The organism is Sphingomicrobium sp. (assembly GCA_036563485.1).
GTDB lineage: Bacteria > Pseudomonadota > Alphaproteobacteria > Sphingomonadales > Sphingomonadaceae > Sphingomicrobium.
Genome location: DATCMI010000001.1, coordinates 640,989 through 665,607 on the forward strand (window position 1 = coordinate 640,989; position 24,619 = coordinate 665,607).

The following is a 24,619-nucleotide window of genomic DNA, read 5'->3' on the forward strand; positions in this document are numbered from 1 at the left end:
CGGGGCGGGACCGGACACCTGTTTCGCGGACGTCGCCGCCCGTGCTGAGGCAGCTTGCAATCCACAATGTGGTGCTCGTCGAGCGCCTCGAGCTTGAATTCGCGCCCGGATTGGGCGTGCTGACCGGCGAGACGGGCGCCGGCAAGTCGATCCTGCTCGACGCATTGGGCCTGGCCCTCGGTGCGCGCGCCGATGCGGCGCTGGTCCGCCAGGGAGCGGCCTCTGCTTCCGTCACCGCCGAGATCGACCTGCCGCGCGGGCACGCCGTCGAGGCGCTCCTCGAGGACCAGGGGATCGAGGCAGATGAAGGCGAGCCGCTGATCGTCCGCCGAACGCTCAAGAGCGACGGCGGCAGCCGCGCGTTTGTGGGCGCGGCCAGCGTTCCGGCAGGGCTGCTCCGCGAGGTCGGAAGCCTGGCCGTCGAAATCCATGGACAACATGACGAGCGCGGACTGCTGAACCCCAAGGGCCATCGGGCGCTGCTCGACGCATTCGCGCGGGTCGATCTGGCCCGTGTCGAGGCGAGCTGGAATGAGGTCGTCAGGCTCGAGGCCGAGCTGCTGCAGGCTCAAGGTGAACTCGCCGCTGCCGAGCGCGACCGCGAATGGCTCGCCTTTGCGTCGGGCGAAATCGAAGCGCTTGCGCCAGAGCCAGGCGAAGAAAGCCGGCTAGCCGAGGAACGCGCAGCAATGCAGGCGGGAGCGAAGGCCGGCGAGTCGCTGACCGGGCTCGACGAACTGCTCGGCGGATCGGACGGCGCGCTGTCGCTGCTGCGTCAGGCGGCGCGACAGATCGAGCGCGGCGCCGCCGACCACCCGTTGCTCAGCGAAGCGCTGGCCGCCCTCGACCGATCGTTGATCGAGGCGAGCGAAGCCGAGGAGCGGATCGCCCGCGCAGCCGACGCCCTCGCCTTCGACCCGGCGCGGCTGGAGCAGGTCGAGGCGCGGCTGTTCGACATTCGCGCGCTCGCCCGCAAGCATCGCGTCGAGCCCGACCAGCTCGCCGACCTTGGCACGCAGATGCAGGCGCAGCTCCAAGCGATCGATGCCGGCAGTGAAAGGATCGAGGCGCTCGATCGGCAGCTCGCCGAGGCCCGCGAGCATTATGGGCGCGCGGCGGCCGAGCTCAGCGAGGCCCGCCATGCTGCGGCCGCGCGGCTCGATGCCGCCGTTGCAGAAGAGCTCGCGCCGCTGAAGCTCGATGCCGCGCGTTTCCGGACGGCGATCGCCGAAGCGGAACCCGGCCCGTCGGGTACCGACCGAGTCGAGTTCGAAGTGTCGACCAACCCGGGCGCGCCGTTCGGCCCGCTGACGAAGATCGCTTCGGGTGGTGAGCTGTCGCGGTTCATCCTGGCGCTCAAGGTCGCGCTGGCCGAAGCGGGCAGCGCCGCGACGATGATCTTCGACGAGATCGACCGCGGCGTCGGCGGCGCCGTCGCGAGCGCGATCGGCGAGCGGCTCGCGCGGCTGGCAGCGAAGTCGCAGGTGCTGGTCGTCACTCACTCGCCGCAGGTCGCCGCCCGCGCGGCAACGCACTATCGCATCGAGAAGAGCCACGGGTCCGACGGCACGCGCACCAGCGTCCGCAAACTATCCGATGATGAGCGGCGCGAGGAGATTGCGCGCATGCTGTCCGGTGCGTCCGTCACCGATGAAGCGCGCGCCCAGGCCTCGCGCCTGCTCGACGCCGCGTGACCACGTTCGTCGCGCTGCTGCGCGCGGTGAATGTCGGCGGCCGGCAGCTGAAGATGGCCGAGCTCAAGCGCATCGCCGACGAATGCGGGCTCGGATCCCCGCGGACCTACATTGCAAGCGGCAACCTGCTCTTCACCTCGGCCGACGGCGAAGAGGCGCTAAAGAAGCAGCTTGAGCGCGCGATCACGGCGCATATGGGCAAGACCGTCGAGGTGATGATCCGCACTGCGGCGGAGCTGGCGCAGGTGGTCGAAGCCAATCCGTTTACGGACGAGCCGGGCAATCGCGTCGCCGCCATCTTCTTCGACCAACAGCCTGGCAGCGAAGCCATCGACGAGGCGAAGAACAGGTCAAAGGAACGGCTGGCGCGCGGCAAGCGTGAAATCTATGTCCACTATCCCGACGGGCTCGGCGCCTCGAAGCTCCAGCTGGGCACGAAGGCGGCCGGAACGGCCCGCAACATGAACACGGTCGCCAAGCTCGCCGAGCTTGCAAGGGAGATGTCATGAGTAAGGAACGCCCGATCCCGCACAAGTTCGAAGGCGAGAGCTGCGAAAGCGTGTTCGTCGGCCGCCGCGACGGCGAGGCGCGCCCCACCGTGATCCTGATCCCGACCGTCATGGGCGTGACCGAGCTCGAACTCGGCTTCGGACGGCAGCTGGTCGAGCTCGGCTATAATTCGCTAGTCGTAGACCTGTTCGGCAAGGAGTTCCGCGGCGCCGAGCGGGACGTGATGTTCGGCGAGATGGGGCGGCTGCGCGAGGACCGCGCCGCGCTCCGACGCCGGCTTGAACATGTGCTCGACCTTGCGCGAGGACTCGAAGAAGTGGCCGACGGGCAGATCGTCGTCGCCGGATATTGCTTCGGCGGCCAATGCGCGCTCGACCTCGCGCGGAGCGGCGCCGACATTCGCGCCGCGGTCAGCTTCCACGGCCTGTTCGATCCGCCCGGCCTTCCACCCGAGAAGATCAAGGCCAAGGTCGTCGCCTTCCACGGCTGGGACGATCCCATGGTGCCGCCTGACGCGGTGGTCGCGCTGGGCAAGGAAATGTCGGACGCCGGCGCCGACTGGCAAATCCACGCCTACGGCCATGTGGGTCACGGCTTCACCAACCCGCGCGCCAGCGACCTGCAGATCGACGGCGTCGCTTATAACGCACTCGCCGCCGAGCGCAGCTGGACGAGCTTCATCAACCTGCTCGAAGAAGTCTTCGGTGGCGGCGACTGAGATCGGCGAAGCTCAAGCCGCCAACCGCCTGATGCGGCTGGCGAAAGAGATCGCGCGGCACGACAGGCTCTATCACGACCAGGACGCGCCGGAGATTTCCGACGCCGATTATGACGCGCTGGTCCGCGAGAACCGCGAGCTGGAGGAACGCTTCCCTCATCTGGTGCGGGCGGACTCGCCGTCGAAGCGGCTGGGCGCAGCGCCGGCAACCAGCGGCCTCGCCAAGGTCACGCACGCGCGGCCGATGCTCAGCCTCGACAACGCCTTTTCTCCGCAAGAGGTTGAGGAGTTCGCCGCCCGGGTGAAGCGCTTCCTGGCCTTGCCGGCTGACGCGCAGGTGGCGATGACCGCCGAACCCAAGATCGACGGGCTGAGCTGCTCACTGCGTTACGAACGGGGCGTTCTGGTGCTCGCCGCAACCCGCGGCGACGGCAGTGTCGGCGAGGACGTGACCGCCAATGTCCGGACCATCGGCGACATCCCGCAGCGGATAGAGGATGCGCCGGACGTGCTGGAGGTGCGCGGCGAGGTCTACATGTCGAAGGCCGACTTCGAGGCGCTGAACGCGCGGCAGGAAGCAGCCGGCGGCAAGATCTTCGCGAACCCGCGTAACGCGGCGGCCGGCTCGCTGCGGCAGAAGGACCCCAGCGTCACGGCGGCGCGGCCGCTGCGCTTCCTCGGCCATGGCTGGGGCGAGCTCAGCCAACCGCTCGGCGAGACACAGTTCGACGCGATGAAGCGGATCGAAGGCTTCGGCTTGCCCGTCACGGAAATGCTGAAGCGCTGCACAACGCCGGCCGAGATGCTCGCCCACTACGGGAAGATCGAACGCGTTCGTGCCGACCTGCCGTTCGACATCGATGGCGTCGTCTACAAGGTCGACCGGCTCGACTGGCAGGAGCGGCTCGGCCAGGTCGCACGCGCCCCGCGCTGGGGCCTCGCGCACAAATTCCCCGCTGAGAAAGCGGAGACGACGCTCGAAGCGATCGACATCCAGGTCGGGCGCACCGGCAAGCTGACGCCCGTTGGGCGCCTCAAGCCCGTCGGTGTCGGCGGCGTGATCGTCGCCAATGTGACGCTGCACAACCGGGACGAGATTGAGCGGCTAGGACTCCGCATTGGCGACCGCGTGCGAATCCAGCGCGCAGGAGACGTCATCCCGCAGGTGGTCGAGAACCTCACGCGCCACGAGCCGCGCGAGCCGTACGTCTTCCCCGACCATTGCCCGCAGTGCCATTCCGAAGCGGTTGCCGAAGAGGGCGAGGTCGACGTCCGCTGCACCGGGGGACTGATCTGTCCCGCGCAGCGGTTCGAACGCTTGCGCCATTTCGTTAGCCGCGGCGCGCTCGACATCGAAGGGCTGGGCGAGAAGAGCATCGCCGAGTTCATCGATCTCGGCTGGCTTCATTCGCCCGCCGACATTTTCCGCCTCCGCAAGCATCGCGCCGGCCTGCTCGGCCGCGAGGGGTGGAAGGAGAAGAGCGTCGACAATCTGCTCGCCGCCATCGAGGCCAAGCGCCAGCCGGACGGGCCGCGGCTGCTGTTCGGCCTCGGCATCCGCCACGTCGGCATCGTCACCGCGCGCGACCTGCTGAAATGCTTCGGCACGATCGAGGAGCTTCGGCGCGCCGCTACCTCTGAGACAGGCCAATCCGAATTGTCGTCGGTGGAGGGCGTAGGACCAGTCGTCGCCGAAGCGCTGGTCGATTTCTTCCACGAGCCGCACAACCGCGAAGTGCTCGACGACCTCCTGTCGGAAGTCTCGCCGCAGCCATTCGTCAGCGATGCGAAGCAGACCGAATGGACCGGCAAGACGATTGTCTTCACCGGCAGCCTGGAAACGATGAGCCGCGACGAAGCCAAGGCCCAGGCGGAGCGGCTGGGGGCCCGCGCTGCGGGATCGGTAAGTGCGAAGACCGACCTGGTGGTCGCCGGACCCGGGGCCGGGTCGAAGCTCAAGAAAGCCGAAGAGCTTGGTGTGCGAGTAATCGGTGAACCCGAATGGGCGAAAATCGTTGCCGAGACAGGCGCTTAGCCGTTCGGGAAAGGTTCAGCGCAGTTCGCGCAAACTTGCCTGATGAAGCTGCCCCTCTGCCTCGCCGCGATCGCCGCTGCCGCGTCCGCGAGTCCCGCCTTCGCGTGCGCGCCGCCGCCGCCCGGCTGGGTGCCGCCGACGCATGAGCAGCTGATCGAGCGCTTCACCAAGCAGGCGGACCATATCGTCTATGGGATCATCGCCCCGAGTGCCGCGGGCGACCGCAAGTCGATGCTGAAAGTGCTGCACGTCTACAAGGGCGGCCTGCGCAAGGGCTACACCATCGAGGGTACCGCCAGCTTCGACCTTCCGGTGCCGCATTGTTCCGGCATGATGATGCCGCCCGACGAAAAGCCGGTCGGCACTTACGGCGTCTTCGCCCTTCGCGGGGACTCGCCCGAGTTGAACATGATCAAGCCCGAGGACGTCCAGCTGATGATCCGCAAGGGCTGGATCCGCTCCGCCCAGGCCCTCTGATCAGCGGCTGAGCACCAGGACCGGCCACTCGCCGGGTCCGCGGTTCGCCAGCTTCATGCCTAGCTGCTCATAAGCGGCCGCAACCGCGCCAGCCTGGCTGTCGAGCAGCCCTGCGAGGATCACCGTCCCGCCGGGCGCCAGGGCCTTCACGAAATCCGGCGCGAGCTCGATCAGAGGGCCGGCCAAGATGTTGGCGATGATCAGGTCGTAGGGTGCGCGCGCCGCCAGCAGCGGCGAGTCCATGCCCTCCGCTACGCCGAGCAGGAGCTCCCCACTCGCATGGCCGAGCTCCACGCGGTTGATCGCGGCATTGTCGCGCGACACGTCGATGGCGATCGGGTCGATGTCGGTGGCGATGCACTTCGCCTGCGCCCACAAAGCGAGCGCCGCGAAGGCGAGCAGGCCGGTACCGGTGCCGATATCCGCGATATTCGAGAAAGAGGCGCCGTCGCGCTCGAGCCGGTCCAAGGCTTCGAGGCAGCCGCTGGTGGTCGCGTGCTGGCCGGTGCCGAAGGCGAGGCTCGCGTCGATCTCGAACGGGACGGTGCCCGGCGGAACGCTGCGGTACATGGGCGTGTGGACGTAGAAGCGGCCGGCGCGGATCGGCTGCAGCCCCTCTTGGCTCATCGTCACCCAGTCCGCCTCGCCGAGTTCGTCGACACGCGGCTCGCCGGACCCCAGCGCGACGAAGGCCGCGAGCTCATCGTCGCTCGGCGGATTGTCGAAATAGCCGTGGATCAGCCAGTCGTCGGGCTTCGCGGGATCCGGCTCGTCCGCGACGAGCACCGCGTTCGGGAAAAGATCGTCACTATCCGCGACCGCCTCACCCTGCGCGCGGGTGCAGGCTATCGTCACCCTGAAGCTCACTTCTTCGCCGCCGCTTCCTTTGCGAGCCGCTCGTCGAGCGCCTTTGTCAGCTTGGCCGCATAGGTCTTGCAGCCTTCCGTCTCGAGGAGCGGGCGCCCGAGCGCGAACCTTTGGTCCAGCCCGCTCGCCGAGGGATGCGGCGTCAGGATGATGTCGCAATCGAGGCTGGCGACCTTGGCGATGCTGGCGCGGAACGCCTCGAGCGCGCCGGGATGATCGCTGAAGCGGTAATCGGGGCCGCTGACTGGCGAGAGGCTGTCGGCATAGACGATGGTCCGGCACACGCCGCCGCCGCAGCTGACCCATTGCCAGCTCATCGCGCCGTGCGTGTGTCCCTTCGTGTAGTGACCCTTGAGCATCAGATCGCCGAGGCGGACTTCCTCTCCGTCACGCAGCACCCGGTCGACGCGTGCCGGCGCGAACGGCTTGAGCACGCTCTTCTGCGGGTCGCCGTCTGCGGCAATGCCCGAGCGCAGCACCGGCGCTGCGTTCGCCGATGCATAAAGCTGGGCGCCCGTCAGCTGCTGCAGCCGGGCCATGCCGCCGACATGGTCGAAATGTTCGTGGCTGTGGAGCAGGACGCGCACGTCGCGCGGGTCGTAACCGAGGCGGCGGATGTTGGCGGCAACGAGGTCCGCACCGCCCTCCGTCCCGGAGTCGATCAGCACGCTGCCCTGGCTGCCGACGACCAGGACCGAGGCGATTCCGCAGGTGCCGACATAATAAGTGTTGGCGTGGATGCGCACGGGCGGCGCGGGCTTTTCCCAATCGTCCGACCCATCACAAGCGGCTGCCCACAGCGGCCCGGATGTCTCGATCGGCGCACGCGGCCGCTCGATGACCCTTGGCCGTCCAAGCGGCACGACCACCTGGTTCAGTTGCATGGCGGCAAGCAGGAAGAGGCTAGCGAACATAGCTGGCTCCATTGGCGTCGATGATGCTGCCCGTTGCCGAGGCGGGTGCGTCGACGGCCAGCCAGCGGATCACTTCGGCGACCTCGTCGGTCGACGCGACGCGCCCGAGCGGGATGTCGGCGATGATCTTCGCCCCGCCGCGGCCTTCGAGATATTCAGCCGTCATCTCCGACACCGTGAAGCCCGGCGCGACGGCGAAGCAGAGGATGCCGTCGGACGCATAGCCGCGGGCGATCGTCTTCGTCATGCTGACCATCGCGCCCTTGGACGCGGCATAATGCCAGTGCTGCGGGCTGTCGCCCCGAAAGGCGGCGCGGCTCGCGACATTGACGATGCGGCCGCCGCCGCCACGATCGAGGAAGTGCGACACCGCCAGCCGCGACAGATCCGCCGCCGCCTGCATGTTGATGGTCATGGTCCGGTGCCAGGCGGCGTGCCATTCGTCGTCCGGCGCATTGTCGCCGACGGCCTCGTAGATGCCGGCATTGTTGACCAGCACGTCGATCTCGCCGTCGAGCTCGTCGAGCGCCGTATCCCAGATGTCGCGCGGCGCATCCGCGTTCATCAGGTCGCCCGCCACGAGCTGGTCGCTGCCGGCGGTCGAATGGCCGACGACCCTGTGCCCGGTTTTCCTGAGGAGCGCATAAGCGGCCGCGCCAATGCCGCGGCTCGCGCCGGTGACGAGGATGTTCATGCCCCCGCCTAGCGCGCCGGCCGAGTCCCGCCAACAGCGCTCACGCTGAGCTTGTCGAAACGCGAGCGCTCGCCCTTCGACAGGCTTAGGGTGAGCGCTTTCTCGTTACGCGGCCATGCCGTTCACGAATTCCTTGGCGGTCGTCTTGAAGTTGGAGATCTGCTCCGAGAAGCGGCCGAAGCCCTGCTCGACCGCATCGATATCCTTGGCGACATTTTCGGTGTCGGTGCGGATCGCGGCGATGGTCGAGCTCATCGAGTCGGCGGCGAGCGCCGTTTCGTCGACCGCGGCGGTGATCATGGTCACGGTCTGGGCCTGGAGCTCCATCGCCTCGCGGATGCGGTCGGCGGAGGTCTGCACCTCCTCGACCGTGCCCTGGATGGAGCCGTTGGCATCGACCGTCTGGCGCGTTGCCTGTTGGATCGCAGTGATCTTGGCGGTGATGTCGTCGGTCGCACGCGCCGTCTGGGAAGCGAGGCTCTTCACTTCCTGGGCGACGACGGCGAAGCCGCGGCCGGCGTCGCCTGCGCGCGCCGCTTCGATTGTGGCGTTGAGCGCCAGGAGGTTGGTCTGGCCGGCAATGTCGCGGATCAGGCTGAGGATCGATTCGATCGCCTCGACGTGAGCGGACAGCGCCTGGCTGACCTTCACGGCCTGGCTCGCCTGGTCACTTGCGCGGACGGCGACGCCGGACGCGACTTCGACCTCGGCCCGGGCGTCCTCGATCGCGCGGATGAGGCCGGCCGCGGTCTGCGCGGCCTCGCGCATGGCGACGGCGGACTGTTCGGCAGCCGCAGCGACTTCGCTGGTCTTGCCGAGCATGCCGCGTGCCGACGCAGCGGTCGAGCGTGTGCGGTCTGTCAGCGACTTCGACTGTTCGGTGCTTGCGCGGACGAGTTCGGCGACTCGGCGCTCGAAATGCTCGCTTTCGCGGCCGCGCTGGTCGGCGGCGGCAATCGCTTCGAGCAGCGACACTTGCGCAAGGATGATGTCGCTTTCGACGATGCCGACGCGGTAAAAGGCGGCGACGCATTCGGCGAGCAGCGCCGGGCGGTCCGACAGCCGATCGGCGATGGCTTCGAGCGCCCCGCTGGCGATGCGGTTGCGGGCGGCCATGTAATCCGGAACCGAGATCCGCTCGCGGTAGATCTGGCGGCCGTACTCGGCGACCGACTGCACCCAGCCAGCGCTGACCTTGGTCGAATAAAGCTCCGAATAGCGGCGAGCGCGCTCGGGTCCGAACTGCTTTTCCACTTCGACCGCGAGCAGGTCCGTCACATGGTCGCTCAGCAGTGCGATGTCCTTGTCGAGCGAACCCCCGGCATTATAGGCGGCGATGCGCGCCCTCACCTGCTCGTCCGTCAGCTGCTGAAGCTGTGCCGTGTCGCCGCTCATCCGTCCGGTCTCCGTGCTATGCCTTCTGTCCGCCCCGCGGCGGTTCGGGCGTTCTCATGCAGCGGCAATGGTTAAGACGGGGTTAGGGCTGGCCTTTCGCAACCTTGCGTGGACTAAGGCCGCGCCTTAAGCGGCCTGACCATGGCAAGCACCCGATCACGCCCGCTTTCGCCGCACCTGACAGTGTGGCGCTGGGGCCCGAATATGCTCGTTTCCATCCTCCACCGGGCCACCGGCATCGCCTTGTCCTTCGCGGGGCTGGCAATCCTGACCTGGTGGCTGGTGGCCCTGTCGCAAGGCGCCGACGCTTACGCGCAGTTCAGCGAAGCGATGCAGCACCCGCTGGGACTGATCGTGCTCGTCGGCATCACCTGGAGCTTCTTCCAGCACCTGTTTTCCGGCCTCCGTCACCTGGTGATGGACACCGGCGCCATCTTCGAGCTGAACGTCAACAAGAGCTCGGCCAACCTGACGATCCTCGCCTCCGTGATCTGCACGGTCGCGCTGTGGGCCTATCTTCTGGGATATGTGGAATGAGCATCGGCGACAGCTCGACACCGCTTGGCAAGGTCCGCGGCCTCGGTTCCGCCCGCGAAGGCGGCGAGCATTGGCTCGGCGAACGGGTGACCAGCATCGCCCTGACTCTGCTCGGCGCCTGGTTCATCGCATCGCTCTTTCTGCTGCCGAACCTCGACCCGCGCACCTTCGCCGAATGGCTGCGGAGCCCGACGGCGGGCATCCCGATGGCGCTGCTCGTGATCGTCGGCTTCAAGCATGCGCTAGACGGCGTGAAAGTGGCGGTCGACGACTATGTCCACGAAGAAGGCCTGCGCTTCGCCGTCAACACCTTCCTGCTGTTCCTGGCCGTGGGCGGCGCTGCGATCGCGCTTTACGCCCTCGCCTCCCTGACCTTCGGAGTTTCGGCTTGAGCGCCTACAAGATCGTCGATCACACTTATGACGTCGTCGTCGTCGGGGCCGGCGGCGCCGGCCTTCGCGCCACCATGGGCGCGGCCAATGCCGGGCTGAAGACCGCTTGCGTCACCAAGGTCTTCCCGACGCGCAGCCACACCGTCGCGGCGCAGGGCGGGATTGCCGCATCGCTCGGCAACATGGGCCCGGACCATTGGACCTGGCACATGTACGACACCGTGAAGGGCTCCGACTGGCTCGGCGACCAGGACGCGATCGAATATCTGACGCGCGAAGCGCCGGCGGCCGTGATCGAGCTAGAACATGCAGGCATGCCGTTCAGCCGCACCGAGGAAGGCAAGATCTACCAGCGTGCGTTCGGCGGCATGACCCAGAACATGGGCGAAGGCCCGGCTGCGCAGCGCACCTGCGCCGCCGCGGACCGCACCGGCCACGCCATGCTTCACACGCTCTACCAGCAGAGCCTGAAGTATGACGCCGACTTCTTCATCGAATATTTCGCCATCGACCTGATCATGGAGAATGGCGCCTGCCGCGGCTTGGTCGCTTTGTGCCTCGACGACGGGTCGATCCACCGCTTCCGTGCCCAGGCCGTCGTGCTTGCCACCGGCGGCTATGGCCGCGCTTATTTCTCGGCGACATCGGCCCACACCTGCACCGGCGACGGCAATGCGATGGTGCTCCGCGCCGGCTTGCCGCTGCAGGACATGGAGTTCGTGCAGTTCCACCCGACCGGCATTTACGGCGCGGGCGTTCTCATCACCGAAGGCGCGCGCGGCGAGGGTGGCTACCTAACCAACAGCGAAGGCGAGCGCTTCATGGAGCGCTATGCGCCGAGCGCGAAGGACCTCGCCAGCCGCGACGTCGTGTCACGCTCGATGGCGATGGAAATCCGCGAGGGCCGCGGCGTCGGCCAGCACAAGGACCATATCTTCCTTCACCTCGACCATATCGCGCCGGAGATCCTGGCTGAGCGGCTGCCGGGCATCACCGAGACCGCGAAGACCTTCGCCGGCGTCGACCTAACGCGTGAGCCGATCCCCGTCGTCCCGACCGTCCACTATAATATGGGCGGCATTCCGACCAACTATCATGGTGAAGTCGTGACGCTGAAGGACGGCAATCCGGACCGCGTCGTGCCCGGACTGTTCGCCGTCGGCGAGGCGGCCTGCGTCAGCGTCCATGGCGCCAACCGCTTGGGGTCCAACAGCCTTATCGACCTGGTCGTCTTCGGCCGTGCCACCGGCCTGCGCCTCGGCGAAACCTTGAAGGCCAACGCGCAGCAGGACGAGCTTCCGAAGGATAGCGCCGACTTCGCGCTCTCCCGGCTCGACCATTTCCGCAACGCCAATGGCGGCAGTCCGACGGCGGAGATCCGGTTGGAGATGCAGCGGACCATGCAGGCCGATTGCGCCGTGTTCCGGACGGATGCGACGCTCGCCGAAGGTGTCGGGAAGATCGACAAGACTTTCATGCGCATGGCGGACGTAAAGGTCAGCGACCGCAGCCTGATCTGGAACAGCGACCTCGTCGAGACGATGGAGCTCGACAACCTGCTCGCCCAAGCGGTCGTCACCATGCATTGCGCTACCAACCGCAAGGAAAGCCGCGGCGCGCACATGCAGGAAGATTATCCGGAGCGCGACGACAAGAACTGGATGAAGCACAGCTGCGCCTGGTTCTCAGGCTGGGGCGGTCAGGTCCCGCAGGGCGGCGTCCACATCGATTATCGCCCGGTCCACGAGTTCACGCTGACCGACGACATCCAGTACATCAAGCCGAAGAAGCGCGTTTACTAGGGCGCAGCTTCAGCCAGTCTTGGCGAAGGTCGCTATCCTGCCGCCTGCGGAGATGGTTCTCAGGCCAGTGACCCGGCCGCCTGTTCGCATGAACTGAAATCGCTCGGCCGTTGAGCCCTCCTGGAAGAGGGCGGAACCGATCGAGACAAGCTGCGCCGGTGCCTTGTCCGCCCGCTCGACAATCAGCTTGCCAGTACCGGACGCTCGGACGGTCACCGGTCCGTAGGTGCCGGCGATTTCGGCCGCGGCCGGCACATCGACGGCCGGGTCCAGAAGCCACGAGCGCTTGCCCGCAGTATCGATGACGAGTGTCATGTCCCTGAGGATGGCAAAGCCGATGTTCGCGCCCGCGCTGATGCCTGAAAAGGTGACCTGCGGGTCGTGAATGATGCGGGAGCCGATCTTCAGGTCGCCATCGAGCTGACCGACATATACCTGCTGCGACCCGCTGGCGGAATAAGCCGTTGGCCCCGGTCGTGCAGGCGCCTTCAGCTTCACTTTGTTCATCATCGACTTGGGCAGCATGAGACCCGTGTTCGACCCGCTGTCGAGGTGAGCGCGCACGCGCATGCCGCCGACTTCCACTGTCGCCGAAGGAAGATTGTCTGCGAAGGGCTCTGCCGCCTGCTGCGGCATGGTTCCGCCGTCGCGCGGCGCGACGCGAAGGCGGCCTGCGCCCAGTTCAAGAGTGACGAGCCTGCCGCCGAAGGCCGCGGGTCCGAATACCCCTACCGAGTCATCCGCAGCCGTCTCGAACAATTGCACCTTGGTGTCGGCGAGGCTGGCTGCACCGAGGCGCACAGACCCGAGTTCGACAACGGGGAGCCAGCTTCTTTTGCCGGTCGCCAGGTCGATGGACTCCGACTTGCCGACGGTAGGGAGCTTCAGGCCGCTCGCATAGCTCTCCGTGAGCATGTCGACGTCGGTGCCGGTGTCGAACACCACGGGCGCCGGCGCCGCGCCGCCGATGGTCAGGATAGCCATTGCGCGCGTGCCGGAAGAATAAAGGCGCACCAGCTCTTCCCCCGGGTGAGGCGCAGATTGCGATGATCCGGCACTTGCAACGAGTGTGGCAGCGGCAAGCCCAAGAACGCCGACGAGAGAACGCATTGGCCAACTCCGAATTTGTTGGTACGATCCGTATCAATAATGGTGCGTTTCGTACCAAACGGAGAAGGTGTCAAGCGGTGCGGAAGTTTAGTGAACTGGAAGGAGCCATCCTGAGCGAGATCGCTCTTCGTGGGAACGACACTGCCTACAAGGTGCGCATGGCTTTTCAGCAGTCGCCGAGCGACCAGTGGAGCGGCAGCGCCGGCGCGGTATCCCCGGCGATCAAGCGGCTGACGGAAGAGGGTCATATCGCCGCGCGGCCGCACGAACGCCGCCGCGGCCTGCAGCTCGAAATCACCGACAAAGGGCGCGAAACGCTCGCGCTTTGGGCGGCGGATGTTGAAACGGCGTGCGGGCTCGGGCTCGACCCGTTCCGACTCCGCTCCCCCTTATGGCAGGCCTTGGAGGGGGCGCAACGCGCGGCGCTCCTGAAGCAATTGGCCGATCGCACGGCAGCGCAGATCGACACATTGACGAACCGCACGGAGGATCGCGCAGACCAGGAACAGACCGATCTCGCGCTGAGGCTTCTCGACGCCCGGCTGCAGTGGATCGGCGACCGGCTGAAGCGCTGATCGAGCTTAGACCGACATCAGTGCGAACCTGGCACCGGAAGCTGGAGCCTGGACCGCGCCCCGATGCGGACGTCGCTGAGTCGCTCGGCGGACGCCGCTCTGCTCGAGCCTAACGCTCGTCCCTCAGCCCGATGCCGAAGCTGATCGGCGACATGCGCGGAGGTGCGGCTACCGGCTTCTCCTGCACTGGCGCCGCGGTTTCACGCGCCGGTGCGGGTGCTGGAGGAGCACTGGGGCGCGGCCGGCGCGGCTCTTCATTAGAGGCTGCGGCCGGCACGGTCTTCAGGAGATCGCGATCGAGTTGGCCGGCTTCGGTGGCGGCGATCACGTCCTTCAGATAGGCTTCGGCATCCTTGGGCTTCAGCGCAATGGCCTCGTCGCCGGTCACAGGAATCACGTGCTTCCCAAGCCGCGCGGTCACCACCACTTCCTCATTGAAGCCATATTTGAGCCAGGGGTTGCGCTCCTTGGCAACGAGCGCCTTGACGGCCTTTTCGGCAGCACCCGCGAACTGGCGACGCAGGCGCTCGGCCGTATTGTCCTTCTTCGGCCGGGTCAGCGCGGCGCGGACCCGCTCAGCGGCGTTGCGTTGTTTCCACTTTTCCAGGTCAATTGCCATGGTTCGCCCCCTGTTCTCGGCAGATTGGCATGTTGGCCGCAAAAGCCTGGCGATTCAAACTCTCTCGTGGGCGCCCGGACGATCTAGCTCTTTTGCCGCGCCGATCGTCTGTGCATAGCACTGCCGACAGGACGCAAGACGAGGACAAGATGACGGTAGATGAGGTGCTGCGGCGCATCGAGGAGATCGACGAGATCGCCGACCTGACCGAACGCGCCCACATGGAAGAGGATCGGCTCTACCGCGACGTTCTCGAGGCGATCGCCCGCGGCGTGGCGAATCCGGAAAAGCTCGCCCGCGCGGCGCTGAGCTCGCGCCGCCTAAACCTGGACCGCCATTATTCGTCGCGGATCGGCTAGGCCGCTCGGCGGCTCAGACCGTCCGCAGCGTCGCAGCATAATGCGACGCCTTCTGCGCATAATGCGCGGCGGAAAGGCGCAGTAGCTGCCGCTCCGTCTCGGTAAGCTGCCGCACGACGCGCGCCGGCGTGCCGACGATCAGGCTCCCACGTTCGAACCTCTTCCCTTCCGTCACCAGCGCGCCGGCGCCGACGATGCAGTCCGGTCCGATGACGGCGCCGTTGAGGATCCGCGCGCCCATGCCGATCAGACAATCGTCGGATATCGTGCAGCCGTGGAGGATCGCCTGGTGACCGACCGTGACGCGGGCGCCGATGGTCAGCGGAAAGTCCGCGTCGCTATGCCCGATGGCGCCGTCCTGGAAGTTGGTGTCGTCGCCGAGGATCAGCGGCGTATTGTCGCCGCGCAGGACCGCGCCGAACCACACGCTTGCCCGCGCGCCGAGCCGGACGTCGCCAATCAGGTCGGCCGACGGCGCGGCCCACGCGCCGGGGCCGAGGACCGGTTGCAGGTCGTCGAGAGCGTAGAGCGGCATTGTCCGCCCTTAGCGGCTATCCGACGCAGCATCCAAATTCCCCGCCGCAAAGCGGCGGAATTTGGATGCTGGTGCCCAGGAGAGGAACGGACACAGCAAACAAGAAAACCGCGGATTCAAGCCAATGATACATCGCTCCGACGAATGACTTTGTAGCGCCTTTTTGTAGCGTCTCAAGCTTGAGGGCGCGGGTTCGCCGAGCCCAACCAGAACCCATCAACGGAGGCAATCTTACCTCTCCACCAGACCCCTCCGTGTGTCGGGGTGAGCCCACTGGGCGAGATTACATGAGCATCCTTGAGATGGAGAAACTCGGGATGGGGAACCGGCCCCTCTGATTGCGCCACCTCGCCAAGCGCCTCCAATGCAGCATTGAACATATGGTCTTCCCGAACAGTGTCGTTACCAATGGTCTTTGTGTTCACGGCGGCGCGGGTTGCCTCGAAATAGGCGCGCTGACCGGCTAGCGTTCCGGTAATCGTCTCGCCATTCGCCATCACGGTGAGGCCGATGTCTACGCCGATGTCAGCGAGACGCACGAGCTGCGAAAGGAGCCAGTCGTGGCCCTCCGGCAGCGGCTCGAAATCGCCATCATCAGGCTCATCAGGCGCAATGTCGTCGCTCATGTTCAAGTCATCCCTTCACTGGGTTGTTGCCAAGTAGGCGAGGCGACCCGTCCGTAGGCCGCCGCACCCGTCATTCACTGGTCGTTACAAGGCGTGTTGAAGTTGCGGCGAAGGTCGGTTTCCTCATCCAGCCGCGACTGAAGCCCAGCTTTATTGAGGTGAGCGTGAATGTGCGTTGCGCCATGCTTCAACGCGGCTTCCCACTTGTGGTGGGTCGATGTGCATCGCTCGCCGAGGCACTCCGATTCACCAATGTAGACGGGAACCCATTTGCCGTTTGCGACCTTCGCGAAAATGTAGTTGCCGGGCTCGGTCTTGAACGAAGTTCCGACGCCGTAAACGTGATAGGTGTAGGTCCGACCGGACGCCCCCGGCCACTCACAAGTTGTCGACATGCTTCTTACCCTCTGATGCGTTTCACGCGAGCGTAAAGCACCGTTGGACAACAGCATCGTGTGTGCCGGAATGCCCGTTCCAACCAGGGGAACGGATGCGGCAAAAAGGTCCCGCTGTTTCCTAGACTGACCTCACATCACGCGGAATCGGGCAAAGCGCCCGAGTCGCCACAAGGCATACCAGAACTAAAGGGGAACGGCTACCGCTAATAGACGCTCATGGCAGCTTTCGGCGCAATATGTGGTGGATAAGCTGTGGGTCAAATGGTGTGCGGCCGGAAGGTTGCCCAGCTCAAGAGAGACGGAATCAACAACAGCAGCCGACCGCGTTTAGCGGTTGTTTTGAAGAGGCGTTGGCAACGGCGTATGGAACCGCGCGGAGAACCAAAGGGGACCCGCTCGGTCCCTCATACGGGGAACTTAAATGGTCAGCGTCGTAGTGGGCCATCGGGCGACGTCAGTGACGATAGTCGGGCACGGGCTAGAGATACCCGAAAGGTTTAAGCTCGCTCCCGGCATTCATGTTCAACCCGAGGTGCCGACATTCGAAGTCGAGGTCGCGGCGGAAGGCTGCCAGACCCCGCACGAGCTATTCGCTGTTCTGTCGATGCGCGACATTGCAACGTTCTCCATAGAGGTGACGCATAAGGGAGGGCCGTCGGCGCTGGGGGCGAAAGCATGGAACGCACTCTGGGACTTTCACCTTCTCAGCGTCGCCTCTGGGTCGCCCGCATTTCCGCTGTTCACCGTTTCAGCTGGGACAAACTACACCGAGTTTGCGATTTCCAACCGTAACCTCATCGTCAACCCGGTCGAGCAACTAACACGCGTCACCAATGAACAGCTTACCTGGGCTCGGGCGAGCCGCCGACGGTTCAACAGTCTCATCAGCGATGAACGGTTCGGCGTAGCTATGCGGTATTTCGGAAACTCGCACTATTTGTTCGACGTAGAATCCCGCGTGATGCTCCTTTGGGCTGGCATCGAGGCGCTTCTGGCGGTCGATGCGGAGCAAAGCCGACGCATTGCACTCTACTGCGCGCTAATGCTCGACGAGGACTCGGCCGCGAAGGCGCGATACTACGACGCGGTCAAAAAAGCTTACGGCGTTCGCTCTAGAGTCGTGCATGGCAAGAGGCTGACGAAAGCCGCACGAGCGGAGGCCTATACCACGGCGAGCGACATTCTCGTCAGGCTTCTTGCCAAAGCCGTGAACCTCGGGCGAGTCCCTACCCAGAAAGACTTTGATGCGGTCGCGACAGCCGCGAAGTTGAAATAAGGTTGCAGGACTGTATAAAACAGCGTAACGAACGTTAGGGAGTTTTATACAGAGGGCGTTGGCCATGAAGGTTGTGGCGTATTACCGTGTGTCCACGGCCGCCCAAGGTCGCTCGGGTCTAGGCCTGGATGCCCAGCGCGAAGCCGTCGCCAGATATTGCGATGGCCGCTCGTGTGAAGTTCTGGGCGAGTATGTTGAAGTCGAAAGCGGTAAGCGGAACGACCGTCCCGAGCTGGCGAAAGCACTACACCACGCCAAGGTGACTGGCGCGACCTTGGTAGTCGCAAAGATAGATCGTCTTTCCCGAAATGCGGCCTTCCTGCTCACGTTGCGGGACAGCGGAGCCAAGATTGTGGCCGCCGATAACCCCGAGGTTACAGATGTGACGGTGGGCATACTGGCCGTCATTGCCGAGGAAGAGCGGAAGGCAATCAGTGGGCGAACTAAGGCCGCTTTACAGGCCGCGAAGGCGCGGAATGTCAGGCTAGGTAACCCGAATGGCGCGGCGGCACTCCGGCGTGCTGGGAAGGGGAACAAAGCAGCCCTTAATGCCATAAAAAGCGCTGCGGATCGTCACGCGCTCGACCTCTCGCCCGTCATTCAGCATCTGCGGTCCGAAGGGCACCGCTCGCTTCGCCAGCTCGCATCGGCGCTGAACGAGCGTCACTTTCGGACGCCTCGGGGGGGCAAGTGGTATCCTACCTCCGTGCGCAACTTACTTGGCCGTTTAGCAGCGGCAGACTAGCAACGCTGCTGCGCCGCCGCTTGCATTGTAGGATTCACGAGCCACTAGACTTTTTCGTGCCGAATGAACTGGGCGCGGGCGCGGCTGGGCGCTTCGGTTCCCTCTTCGTAGAGGACGTGGCGCTTGCTCCTCATTGTTGCCGCCAGCACGGCGCTGGTTCTCCCTCCAGGGTTCGCCGCCATCCTTGTGTGGCTCGCTTGGCGACTTACGAGCAAGCGCGGGCGATGAGCCGCCCATTGTCCCAGTTGGGCTTGTAGACCGCTTGGGAACGCTGGAGTTGCCAGCACGAGAGGTTCACCCTTCCGGCCCACACGACCGCCACTATCCGCCCGAAGCGGTCTACCGTCACCGGCTGGTAGCGAATGGGGCCGAGGCGCATCGCGCCAGTGAGGCTCCGCTTGGACGCCTGTCCGTCGCCTGGGACACACACGCGCCAGCGGGGACAGGATGCCAGCTCGGGGGCGTCGATGCCGAGGAGCCGCAAGCGCTCGCGTCGACAGCGGAGCGTGTCTCCATCGACAACGTAAGCGCTTGGGCAGTCGACTATCATCGGGGCAGCTTCGCGCCTGTGGCGAATGTCCGCAATGGGTGGAAAGCAGACATTGCGCTCCGCTCACTGCGAAGCGGCGGAACTAAGCCCCTTGCAGTTGTGGGCCAACTTGCCCGCGAGCACTTCCCAGCAACCAGTGGCACCCACCCATACAGAATGTTCGCCGCTGCTGTCGTGTTCAGGCTCTTCAAGCAGCATGGTGCCAGGTCGACCACATTGCGGGCATTTACGCTGCCATCCTCTCTGAACTGTAGCCATGTGAAACTCCTGCTACGCAGCCTTGCGCACGAGTTTGACGGCCTCGGTGAGGTCAGCCATCCCGAACGGCTTTTGAATGACTATTGCCCACGGGCACCGTTCGCGGACCGCGGATGCGGTGCCGGTGATGTAGAGCACTGGTATCGGCTTTTCGTCACAAATCCGCTGCACCGCGTCGATGCCGCAGCCGCGCGAAAGCTGCACGTCCGACGTGATAAGGTCAGGGCAGCGCTCCAAAGCGGCTGCTACCGCTTCCTGCTCGTTCATTGCAAAAGCGAAGGAGGTGAAGCCGAGAGCGCGTAGGCGATCTTCGATAAGCTGGGCGGTGAGAAACTCATCCTCAATGATGAGCGCGTGCATTATGCGGCCATAACGGCGGGGATAATGTTCACCGCGTGTTCGAAGGGCAGAGTGTAGATGATTGCTCCGCCTTCATCCTCGGCATCGATACGGAAGCGCAGGTCCAGCAGTCCATCCCGGATGTCGCCCACCAGCAAGTCTCGGGCTGTAAAGAGCACCGCGTCGCGGAGCGCGGCAAGGCTCGCAAACTCCCGTCCCTCCGGATCCAGTAGTTCGTCGGTGCCGTCTCGAAGATGCATGAAATAGCGCGTCACGATCCACTCCCCGACTACAAGGCGGGAGCATGGTGACTCTCAGCCGCCGACGCCCAAGTCTTTGGCCGGCGATGTTTTTTTTGTAACACAAGTTACACGGGCTGTCCCATATTGTTTCGCCGAAGACCAAACTTAGTTTAGTTGGCAATCGGCTAACGTGGATTGGTCGAGGTGCCTACCGTGTGCTATAAACGACCGTCGTTCCTCGGCGACTGAGAGGGTGTCTTGTGCTCCCGCCTATCTCTTCGGGAGCAATCGCAGTGCAGCCTCAAACCAATTCTTCCACTCTCGAGCCGCTGGTCGCCAAGCTCGCCTATCGTGCCGAGCTGGATGCGGACGATCGCGCTGCGATTCTTGGACTTCCCTTTACGATCAAGAAAATGCAGCGCGCCGAATTCATCGTGCGGGAACGCGACATTGCGACGCACTCGTGCGTTATGCTTGCAGGCTTCTCTATCCGGTCCAAGCTGGTCGCCACCGGCCACCGCCAAATTGTTGCTATCCACATGAAGGGCGAAGCCGTCGACCTTCAGAACTCGATGCTGAAAGTCGCCGATCACAGCGTGCAGATGCTCACCACCGGCAAGGTGGCGATGATACCCCGGGAGGCGCTCGTCGATCTTACGCTCGCGCGGCCCAAGGTAGGGCACGCGATGTGGATCGACACCCTCGTTGATGCCTCGATCTTCCGCGAGTGGATTGCGAACGTGGGCCGAAGAGATGCCCGCACGCGCATGGCGCATCTGCTTTGCGAGTTCTCGCTCCGTTTAAAGTCTGCCGGCTTGGGCGATGAGGGCGGTTACGAGCTACCGATGACACAGGAACAGCTTGCTGACACGACCGGCCTGACAGCAGTCCACGTCAATAGAACGATGCGGGCCTTGGAGAGGGAAGCAGTCATCAGCCGCCCGAACCCTCGCACACTGCGCATTGCCGATTGGCGCAAGCTTGTTGAGCTTGGCGATTTTGATAGCAATTATCTGCACATGCGCGAGGATGATGCGGCGTTCGCCTGAGGGGCCGGGCTTATATCGGCTTTTCATCGAAAGCAGACCTAAGCGGCTGATGTCCGAATGGGTGGAATGCGGACACTAGCCCGCGAGCAATCCGGGGATCGTGGAACCAGGATAAGAAAGCACCAGCAGCGTGAGCCCAATGACGCTCAGCCTGCGTGACCGCGCCAGCAAAACTACCGCGCTGAATGCGACCTGTGTCGCTAGAAACGCCAGCCCTAACCAGCTTGTGTTGACCTGCACACCCAAGGCAGCTTGATAAAGGATGGCAAGTAAGTTGCAGAGTACGACACCCCCGATGACCAGGCGGCGGTGCTCAAAATAATATAGATCGTAGTCCGGCCATTCGGTTGGCTCTTCGGGGAACGTGATCCGTGCAATTAAATAATAGAGCCCGGTCACAACCAAGCCGCACATAAGTGCCACGTAGCTGGCAGGGACCCGGTCTCTGATGAACCAGGCCCACATCCAGAAGGACGTTAGGTCGAGGGAGACAGCCAGCCCAAGAAGCGGCGACAGTAGCCCGATATGCACCTTTCGCCGTGATTGGAACGACTTGCCAAAGCCGCTGAGCAGCTCGGCGAGGCCAAGACCGAGGACAAGGCCGAAAAACGAAAATACGAAGCTGAATGTGTCCATGCAGGGCGCCCCTTGCGGCGCACCCTAGCGCATGCGCTCCCAATGTCCGCAATGGTTCGAAAGCAGACATAAGCTGATGGGGCGCAACGGACGCTTTACCCTAGGACGCTAATCTCCTCCGCATGGGGAACGTAAGGCCATTTCGCGGGCGACCGAGGCTCTCTGGCTATCGTGGACGCAAGAAGCGCGACAGCGGCGTCTACCCCTTCGTCGTGGGCGGCTTCGCTCTCGTGGCAATCTACGGCGCCCTCAATCCCGAAAAGATGCCAGCGCCCGTCCAAGCGGCTGCGCGAGCGTCGCGGGACCTCGGGCGCGAGAACAGCCCAATGGCGGGAGCTTACTACCCGAATTGTAACGCGGCTCGGGCGGCTGGGGTGGCTCCCATCTATGCGGGTGAACCTGGGTATCGCGAGCCGCTGGATGCGGATGGAGATGGCATCTCTTGTGAGCCTTATCGGGGCATGTAGCCACGCCATTCACACGTAAGGCTTAGCCCGCTTTTGGACCGCGAGAATGGACGCGACGGAGCGCACAGGCGTCGAGATTGCGGAGACCTCCGGCGCGGCCTTCTACGCTCATGAAAGACGGCCTTAGCCCGCCCTTTCCATACCCGAAATCCCATGGGGCAGGAGCCGGAGCCGCCTGGGAGACGCCAAAGGGTTTTACTCTCACTTTCAAGGGCTTGACAGCGCCCGCCTGGATCGGTGAACTGCTGTGGCTCGCGTGCGCGTAACTTTGGTTACCTATAGTTCCGCTCTTGCTGGCTAGGGGATTGAGGTCAGCAGACCTTTAGTCGCCTACAATCATCCGTTTACTCCTCTGGTCACCCGAGGGGGAGACTAGGAGGACACCACAGAAAGAAATTACGAAGTTTATGTCTAAACGGCAGCCCTTGCGCTCATCCGTCGATGCTATGTGCAAGGTTTGTATTTACGACCCCCTGGCCGGTGGGAAATGGCGGGAACAGGTGGCGCTTTGCTCTAGCAGCAGTTGCCCCCTCCATCCGCATAGGCCGGTCCCGAGACACTGTTCCCGGGACGGAATTATCATCCCACAGGCAATCAAAGAGCTGGGATTGCGGTTGGCGGCTTAGCCCCACTTTCCTCGCCAAAGAGCGCGCTCTGATTGGTCTATGCTACATGGGTAGCGCGGGGGTCACGGTTAACCGCCGTGGCCCCCGATTTGTATCGTTAAGCCCTGCTTTCCAGACCATCGCTGGACCAGGCCTCGCCCGCTCACGTCGGGCCGTGCGAGATATTCAGATTTCGCACAGGCGTATTATTCACATAACACAGAAGATTTCCGCCGCTAACCGCGCCTCGCCCCGTGGGCTGTCAGCGGCGCAAGAGATGGGCTCAATCCGCAGGAGCGACCCAGCGACGAACGCGAGACAGGTTCAGCCTATCAAAGGTGACGTTGTGGATTTCGTCACCAAGAGGGCTCCGTGAACCGTAGCGCGTATTTTGTCCGGGATGGGCGTGGCCCTGGATGTAAGCTCGGGCATCCTCGGGAACGCGGCACCGCCGAGCTTCGGTCGTCCAAGTATGGCGGAAGTCACGTGACGGCAATTTGCCGGACGTGAGAGCGTTGTGCTTCCGCAAATAGGCCCCCCAGCTTTCCGTAAAGCCGCCATACAGCTCCTTCCGCTCGCCCTTGGTGCCGAGCGAAGGAAACAACGCCGTCTTTCCAGCCTCAAGCAGCCAACCCCGATAGTCGAGCAAACCAAGCTCAATGAGCAAACGCGGGATGGGGAACGTTCGCCTACCCTCGCCAGCCTTAAGGCGACGTTGCCCCTTACGCGGATGCTCACCCGCGTCCGTGATTGTCAGCGTCCACTCGGCGGTCTCGGGGTCCTGGCGGATGTCGGTCACAAGAAGCTGGCAAATCTCCTCGGGCCTCGCCCCCGTGAAAATCAACATCAACGGAATCCAGTAGAGCGCCTCGCCCTTGGAGCGCGGAGGGCGCTCACCAGCCGTGAACAACGGAAGGTCGATGATGGTCTGCAGCTCACGGAACGTGAACCCTTCCTTCTCAACCCGACGAGCCTTCGGAAACTTGTGTCTGGCGAACGGATTGGACGCACCTTCGCGAATCTTTCCGACGTCCTGAAGCTTCGCCCAAACGGCCGAGAGCATGGCGACGTGCTGTTTCATCGTCTTCACAGCCAGCGGCTGAAAGGTCTTGCCGTCGTAAGCGTCTACGAGCTTCGGCAGCGTCCAGCTCCGCTCATTGAAGGGGCGCTTCGCTGGGCATTTGGCGAGCAAGTCGATGAACTCGGCGACGTGCGCTCTCGTAATCTCACGGGGCGTAAGTTGGCCATGAACCTCTTCAAAGAACCGAGAAGCCGTGGCCGTCGCTTGCTTCGTCGTCGCGCTGAACCCGAACGCCGTCCGCTCAAGCGCTTCGCGTGCCAGCGACACAAAGCTGACCGAAGCTGCCGAAGAAGTCTGCGTCGGCTGTCGACCAGCGGGCGCGGGCCCCACATCAGGGGTATCCACCGGCACACCAGCATCCCTGGCGAGTTGGATTTCGGTTGCAGCAATAGTCGCCTTGAGCAGTTCGCGGCAGAGACGGCCGAACGCTTCGGTTTGCATGTCAAAATGCCAGCCTTGTTCGGCGGCGATGCTTACAGCTGTGGACCCCCACCGGCTGGTAATTTCCGGCCCGCTGCAGTCCTCCAGCTCGGACCCATAGCCAAGTTCGTTGGCCTCGTGCCGCTCGCGGTCGACGCGGCCAAGGATGCGCTCCCGTTCGTCCTCCGCCAGCACGTTCGCTTTGTAGGTTTCCGCGAGAAAAGCGATGCGGGCTTCATCCAAAAGATCAAAGGAGCCCGAAACAGCCTTCCGAGCTGTTGCCACAAGCCGCTCATAATCATCGTTCGCGGCTTGATAGCGCGCCATCGCACCTGGGTCCGCAAGGCTGGTCGCCTTGAGGGAAGCAATCAGCTCACGCTGGCCGATGTGGGCACGGAGCTTTTCAGGGAAGGAACGCCGATATTCCAGCCGCCCCGCTTTGCGGGCCTGAACATATTGCACAGAAATCCCCACGCGACTGGCTCCTGACGGGGCGCTTTGTAGCGCCGCTTTGTAGCGTCGGAGCGAATCTAAGCGGCTCTATTCCGGCCTTTTTCTATGATTGCAACCACTTAGCGCAGCAATGGTGCCCAGGAGAGGACTCGAACCTCCACGCCCTTGCGAGCGCCAGCACCTGAAGCTGGTGCGTCTACCAATTCCGCCACCTGGGCACATGCAAGCTGTTTGGCAGGCG

General features: G+C 64.2%; 28 protein-coding genes and 1 tRNA gene. 14 read left to right on the forward strand and 15 right to left on the reverse strand.

Annotation, left to right across the window (positions count from 1 at the left end):
* Positions 1 to 41: 41 nt before the first annotated feature.
* Genes recN through VIL42_03415 form a run of 5 tightly spaced genes read left to right on the forward strand, consistent with a single transcriptional unit; the run spans position 42 to position 5,434 of the window.
* Positions 42 to 1,694 carry a DNA repair protein RecN gene (gene recN, locus VIL42_03395; GenBank protein HEY8591892.1) on the forward strand — a complete coding sequence of 551 codons (1,653 nt, stop codon included), beginning with the start codon at positions 42 to 44 and terminating at the stop codon, positions 1,692 to 1,694.
* Positions 1,691 to 2,203, forward strand: a complete 513-nt coding sequence (locus VIL42_03400; protein ID HEY8591893.1) for a DUF1697 domain-containing protein — start codon at positions 1,691 to 1,693, stop codon at positions 2,201 to 2,203. Before recN ends, VIL42_03400 begins: the two co-directional genes overlap by 4 nt.
* Positions 2,200 to 2,922, forward strand: a complete 723-nt coding sequence (locus VIL42_03405; protein HEY8591894.1) for a dienelactone hydrolase family protein — start codon at positions 2,200 to 2,202, stop codon at positions 2,920 to 2,922. The genes VIL42_03400 and VIL42_03405 overlap by 4 nt, the downstream gene beginning before the upstream one ends.
* Entirely contained in the window at positions 2,909 to 4,957 is a 2,049-nt protein-coding gene (gene ligA, locus VIL42_03410; GenBank protein HEY8591895.1) for an NAD-dependent DNA ligase LigA, read from the forward strand. The genes VIL42_03405 and ligA overlap by 14 nt, the downstream gene beginning before the upstream one ends.
* 42 nt (positions 4,958 to 4,999) lie before the next feature.
* Positions 5,000 to 5,434: a hypothetical protein gene (locus VIL42_03415; protein ID HEY8591896.1), complete on the forward strand. Its 435-nt coding sequence runs from the start codon at positions 5,000 to 5,002 to the stop codon at positions 5,432 to 5,434.
* On the opposite strand, the gene VIL42_03420 is transcribed toward VIL42_03415, so the two are convergent.
* The 4 genes from VIL42_03420 to VIL42_03435 all read right to left on the reverse strand — a co-directional run bounded on the left by VIL42_03420 (position 5,435) and on the right by VIL42_03435 (position 9,304).
* Positions 5,435 to 6,301: a 50S ribosomal protein L11 methyltransferase gene (locus VIL42_03420; GenBank protein HEY8591897.1), complete on the reverse strand. Its 867-nt coding sequence runs from the start codon at positions 6,299 to 6,301 to the stop codon at positions 5,435 to 5,437.
* Positions 6,298 to 7,215 (reverse strand): subclass B3 metallo-beta-lactamase, encoded by a 918-nt coding sequence (gene bla, locus VIL42_03425; GenBank protein HEY8591898.1) that lies wholly within the window; start codon positions 7,213 to 7,215, stop codon positions 6,298 to 6,300. The genes VIL42_03420 and bla overlap by 4 nt, the downstream gene beginning before the upstream one ends.
* Entirely contained in the window at positions 7,205 to 7,909 is a 705-nt protein-coding gene (locus tag VIL42_03430; GenBank protein HEY8591899.1) for an SDR family oxidoreductase, read from the reverse strand. The genes bla and VIL42_03430 overlap by 11 nt, the downstream gene beginning before the upstream one ends.
* A 105-nt stretch (positions 7,910 to 8,014) precedes the next feature.
* Positions 8,015 to 9,304, reverse strand: coding sequence for a methyl-accepting chemotaxis protein (locus tag VIL42_03435; protein HEY8591900.1), 1,290 nt, complete (start codon positions 9,302 to 9,304; stop codon positions 8,015 to 8,017).
* Positions 9,305 to 9,445: 141 nt separating this feature from the next.
* Here VIL42_03435 and sdhC point away from each other — a divergent pair, with 141 nt between their 5' ends.
* Genes sdhC through sdhA form a run of 3 tightly spaced genes read left to right on the forward strand, consistent with a single transcriptional unit; the run spans position 9,446 to position 12,035 of the window.
* Positions 9,446 to 9,841 carry a succinate dehydrogenase, cytochrome b556 subunit gene (sdhC, locus tag VIL42_03440; GenBank protein ID HEY8591901.1) on the forward strand — a complete coding sequence of 132 codons (396 nt, stop codon included), beginning with the start codon at positions 9,446 to 9,448 and terminating at the stop codon, positions 9,839 to 9,841.
* Positions 9,838 to 10,233: a succinate dehydrogenase, hydrophobic membrane anchor protein gene (gene sdhD / locus VIL42_03445; GenBank protein ID HEY8591902.1), complete on the forward strand. Its 396-nt coding sequence runs from the start codon at positions 9,838 to 9,840 to the stop codon at positions 10,231 to 10,233. Before sdhC ends, sdhD begins: the two co-directional genes overlap by 4 nt.
* Positions 10,230 to 12,035 (forward strand): succinate dehydrogenase flavoprotein subunit, encoded by a 1,806-nt coding sequence (gene sdhA / locus VIL42_03450; protein ID HEY8591903.1) that lies wholly within the window; start codon positions 10,230 to 10,232, stop codon positions 12,033 to 12,035. Before sdhD ends, sdhA begins: the two co-directional genes overlap by 4 nt.
* A 9-nt stretch (positions 12,036 to 12,044) precedes the next feature.
* Here sdhA and VIL42_03455 read toward each other — a convergent pair whose 3' ends face one another.
* Entirely contained in the window at positions 12,045 to 13,019 is a 975-nt protein-coding gene (locus VIL42_03455) for an aspartyl protease family protein (GenBank protein ID HEY8591904.1), read from the reverse strand.
* A gap of 62 nt (positions 13,020 to 13,081) precedes the next feature.
* Here VIL42_03455 and VIL42_03460 point away from each other — a divergent pair, with 62 nt between their 5' ends.
* The gene (locus VIL42_03460; GenBank protein ID HEY8591905.1) at positions 13,082 to 13,720 is read left to right on the forward strand and encodes a PadR family transcriptional regulator; all 639 of its coding nucleotides are present in this window, start codon (positions 13,082 to 13,084) and stop codon (positions 13,718 to 13,720) included.
* A gap of 109 nt (positions 13,721 to 13,829) precedes the next feature.
* On the opposite strand, the gene VIL42_03465 is transcribed toward VIL42_03460, so the two are convergent.
* Complete coding sequence (locus VIL42_03465) at positions 13,830 to 14,339, reverse strand: hypothetical protein (GenBank protein ID HEY8591906.1); 510 nt, start codon at positions 14,337 to 14,339, stop codon at positions 13,830 to 13,832.
* A gap of 149 nt (positions 14,340 to 14,488) precedes the next feature.
* Between VIL42_03465 and VIL42_03470 the strand changes: the two genes are divergently transcribed.
* Entirely contained in the window at positions 14,489 to 14,698 is a 210-nt protein-coding gene (locus VIL42_03470; protein HEY8591907.1) for a hypothetical protein, read from the forward strand.
* Positions 14,699 to 14,711: 13 nt separating this feature from the next.
* Here the strand turns inward: VIL42_03470 and VIL42_03475 are convergent, their stop codons facing one another.
* From VIL42_03475 to VIL42_03485, 3 genes are all read right to left on the reverse strand, one after another.
* The gene (locus VIL42_03475) at positions 14,712 to 15,233 is read right to left on the reverse strand and encodes a gamma carbonic anhydrase family protein (GenBank protein HEY8591908.1); all 522 of its coding nucleotides are present in this window, start codon (positions 15,231 to 15,233) and stop codon (positions 14,712 to 14,714) included.
* Between the two features lie 173 nt (positions 15,234 to 15,406).
* Positions 15,407 to 15,859 carry a hypothetical protein gene (locus tag VIL42_03480; protein ID HEY8591909.1) on the reverse strand — a complete coding sequence of 151 codons (453 nt, stop codon included), beginning with the start codon at positions 15,857 to 15,859 and terminating at the stop codon, positions 15,407 to 15,409.
* 74 nt (positions 15,860 to 15,933) lie between these two features.
* The gene (locus VIL42_03485) at positions 15,934 to 16,254 is read right to left on the reverse strand and encodes a hypothetical protein (protein ID HEY8591910.1); all 321 of its coding nucleotides are present in this window, start codon (positions 16,252 to 16,254) and stop codon (positions 15,934 to 15,936) included.
* A 424-nt stretch (positions 16,255 to 16,678) separates the two neighbouring features.
* Between VIL42_03485 and VIL42_03490 the strand changes: the two genes are divergently transcribed.
* Both VIL42_03490 and VIL42_03495 read left to right on the forward strand, forming a co-directional pair.
* A complete protein-coding gene (locus VIL42_03490) occupies positions 16,679 to 17,533 on the forward strand; it encodes a hypothetical protein (protein ID HEY8591911.1) in 855 nt (284 codons plus the stop codon).
* A 64-nt stretch (positions 17,534 to 17,597) separates the two neighbouring features.
* The gene (locus VIL42_03495; protein ID HEY8591912.1) at positions 17,598 to 18,278 is read left to right on the forward strand and encodes a recombinase family protein; all 681 of its coding nucleotides are present in this window, start codon (positions 17,598 to 17,600) and stop codon (positions 18,276 to 18,278) included.
* A gap of 205 nt (positions 18,279 to 18,483) precedes the next feature.
* On the opposite strand, the gene VIL42_03500 is transcribed toward VIL42_03495, so the two are convergent.
* From VIL42_03500 to VIL42_03510, 3 genes are all read right to left on the reverse strand, one after another.
* Positions 18,484 to 18,828, reverse strand: a complete 345-nt coding sequence (locus VIL42_03500; GenBank protein HEY8591913.1) for a thermonuclease family protein — start codon at positions 18,826 to 18,828, stop codon at positions 18,484 to 18,486.
* Positions 18,829 to 19,098: 270 nt separating this feature from the next.
* A complete protein-coding gene (locus VIL42_03505) occupies positions 19,099 to 19,446 on the reverse strand; it encodes a response regulator (protein ID HEY8591914.1) in 348 nt (115 codons plus the stop codon).
* Positions 19,446 to 19,700, reverse strand: a complete 255-nt coding sequence (locus VIL42_03510) for a hypothetical protein (GenBank protein ID HEY8591915.1) — start codon at positions 19,698 to 19,700, stop codon at positions 19,446 to 19,448. The genes VIL42_03505 and VIL42_03510 overlap by 1 nt, the downstream gene beginning before the upstream one ends.
* Before the next feature lie 260 nt (positions 19,701 to 19,960).
* Here VIL42_03510 and VIL42_03515 point away from each other — a divergent pair, with 260 nt between their 5' ends.
* Positions 19,961 to 20,716: a Crp/Fnr family transcriptional regulator gene (locus tag VIL42_03515; GenBank protein HEY8591916.1), complete on the forward strand. Its 756-nt coding sequence runs from the start codon at positions 19,961 to 19,963 to the stop codon at positions 20,714 to 20,716.
* Positions 20,717 to 20,791: 75 nt separating this feature from the next.
* On the opposite strand, the gene VIL42_03520 is transcribed toward VIL42_03515, so the two are convergent.
* Positions 20,792 to 21,352: a hypothetical protein gene (locus VIL42_03520; GenBank protein ID HEY8591917.1), complete on the reverse strand. Its 561-nt coding sequence runs from the start codon at positions 21,350 to 21,352 to the stop codon at positions 20,792 to 20,794.
* Positions 21,353 to 21,678: 326 nt separating this feature from the next.
* Between VIL42_03520 and VIL42_03525 the strand changes: the two genes are divergently transcribed.
* Positions 21,679 to 21,819: an excalibur calcium-binding domain-containing protein gene (locus VIL42_03525; GenBank protein ID HEY8591918.1), complete on the forward strand. Its 141-nt coding sequence runs from the start codon at positions 21,679 to 21,681 to the stop codon at positions 21,817 to 21,819.
* An 888-nt stretch (positions 21,820 to 22,707) separates the two neighbouring features.
* Here the strand turns inward: VIL42_03525 and VIL42_03530 are convergent.
* Together VIL42_03530 and VIL42_03535 are read right to left on the reverse strand one after the other, a co-directional pair.
* A complete protein-coding gene (locus VIL42_03530; protein HEY8591919.1) occupies positions 22,708 to 24,399 on the reverse strand; it encodes a hypothetical protein in 1,692 nt (563 codons plus the stop codon).
* Positions 24,400 to 24,509: 110 nt separating this feature from the next.
* Positions 24,510 to 24,596 (reverse strand) — tRNA-Leu (locus VIL42_03535).
* Positions 24,597 to 24,619: the final 23 nt, after the last annotated feature.

Coding starts and splice junctions, on each gene's coding strand:
- VIL42_03405 (HEY8591894.1), top strand. CDS start 2,200: ATGAGTAAGGAACGCCCGATCCCGCACAAGTTCGAAGGCGAGAGCTGC.
- VIL42_03415 (HEY8591896.1), top strand. CDS start 5,000: ATGAAGCTGCCCCTCTGCCTCGCCGCGATCGCCGCTGCCGCGTCCGCG.
- bla (HEY8591898.1), bottom strand. CDS start 7,215: ATGTTCGCTAGCCTCTTCCTGCTTGCCGCCATGCAACTGAACCAGGTG.
- VIL42_03430 (HEY8591899.1), bottom strand. CDS start 7,909: ATGAACATCCTCGTCACCGGCGCGAGCCGCGGCATTGGCGCGGCCGCT.
- VIL42_03435 (HEY8591900.1), bottom strand. CDS start 9,304: ATGAGCGGCGACACGGCACAGCTTCAGCAGCTGACGGACGAGCAGGTG.
- sdhC (HEY8591901.1), top strand. CDS start 9,446: ATGGCAAGCACCCGATCACGCCCGCTTTCGCCGCACCTGACAGTGTGG.
- sdhD (HEY8591902.1), top strand. CDS start 9,838: ATGAGCATCGGCGACAGCTCGACACCGCTTGGCAAGGTCCGCGGCCTC.
- VIL42_03455 (HEY8591904.1), bottom strand. CDS start 13,019: ATGGCTATCCTGACCATCGGCGGCGCGGCGCCGGCGCCCGTGGTGTTC.
- VIL42_03460 (HEY8591905.1), top strand. CDS start 13,082: ATGATCCGGCACTTGCAACGAGTGTGGCAGCGGCAAGCCCAAGAACGC.
- VIL42_03465 (HEY8591906.1), bottom strand. CDS start 14,339: ATGGCAATTGACCTGGAAAAGTGGAAACAACGCAACGCCGCTGAGCGG.
- VIL42_03470 (HEY8591907.1), top strand. CDS start 14,489: ATGACGGTAGATGAGGTGCTGCGGCGCATCGAGGAGATCGACGAGATC.
- VIL42_03475 (HEY8591908.1), bottom strand. CDS start 15,233: ATGCCGCTCTACGCTCTCGACGACCTGCAACCGGTCCTCGGCCCCGGC.
- VIL42_03480 (HEY8591909.1), bottom strand. CDS start 15,859: ATGAGCGACGACATTGCGCCTGATGAGCCTGATGATGGCGATTTCGAG.
- VIL42_03485 (HEY8591910.1), bottom strand. CDS start 16,254: ATGTCGACAACTTGTGAGTGGCCGGGGGCGTCCGGTCGGACCTACACC.
- VIL42_03490 (HEY8591911.1), top strand. CDS start 16,679: ATGGTCAGCGTCGTAGTGGGCCATCGGGCGACGTCAGTGACGATAGTC.
- VIL42_03495 (HEY8591912.1), top strand. CDS start 17,598: ATGAAGGTTGTGGCGTATTACCGTGTGTCCACGGCCGCCCAAGGTCGC.
- VIL42_03500 (HEY8591913.1), bottom strand. CDS start 18,828: ATGATAGTCGACTGCCCAAGCGCTTACGTTGTCGATGGAGACACGCTC.
- VIL42_03505 (HEY8591914.1), bottom strand. CDS start 19,446: ATGCACGCGCTCATCATTGAGGATGAGTTTCTCACCGCCCAGCTTATC.
- VIL42_03520 (HEY8591917.1), bottom strand. CDS start 21,352: ATGGACACATTCAGCTTCGTATTTTCGTTTTTCGGCCTTGTCCTCGGT.
- VIL42_03525 (HEY8591918.1), top strand. CDS start 21,679: ATGGCGGGAGCTTACTACCCGAATTGTAACGCGGCTCGGGCGGCTGGG.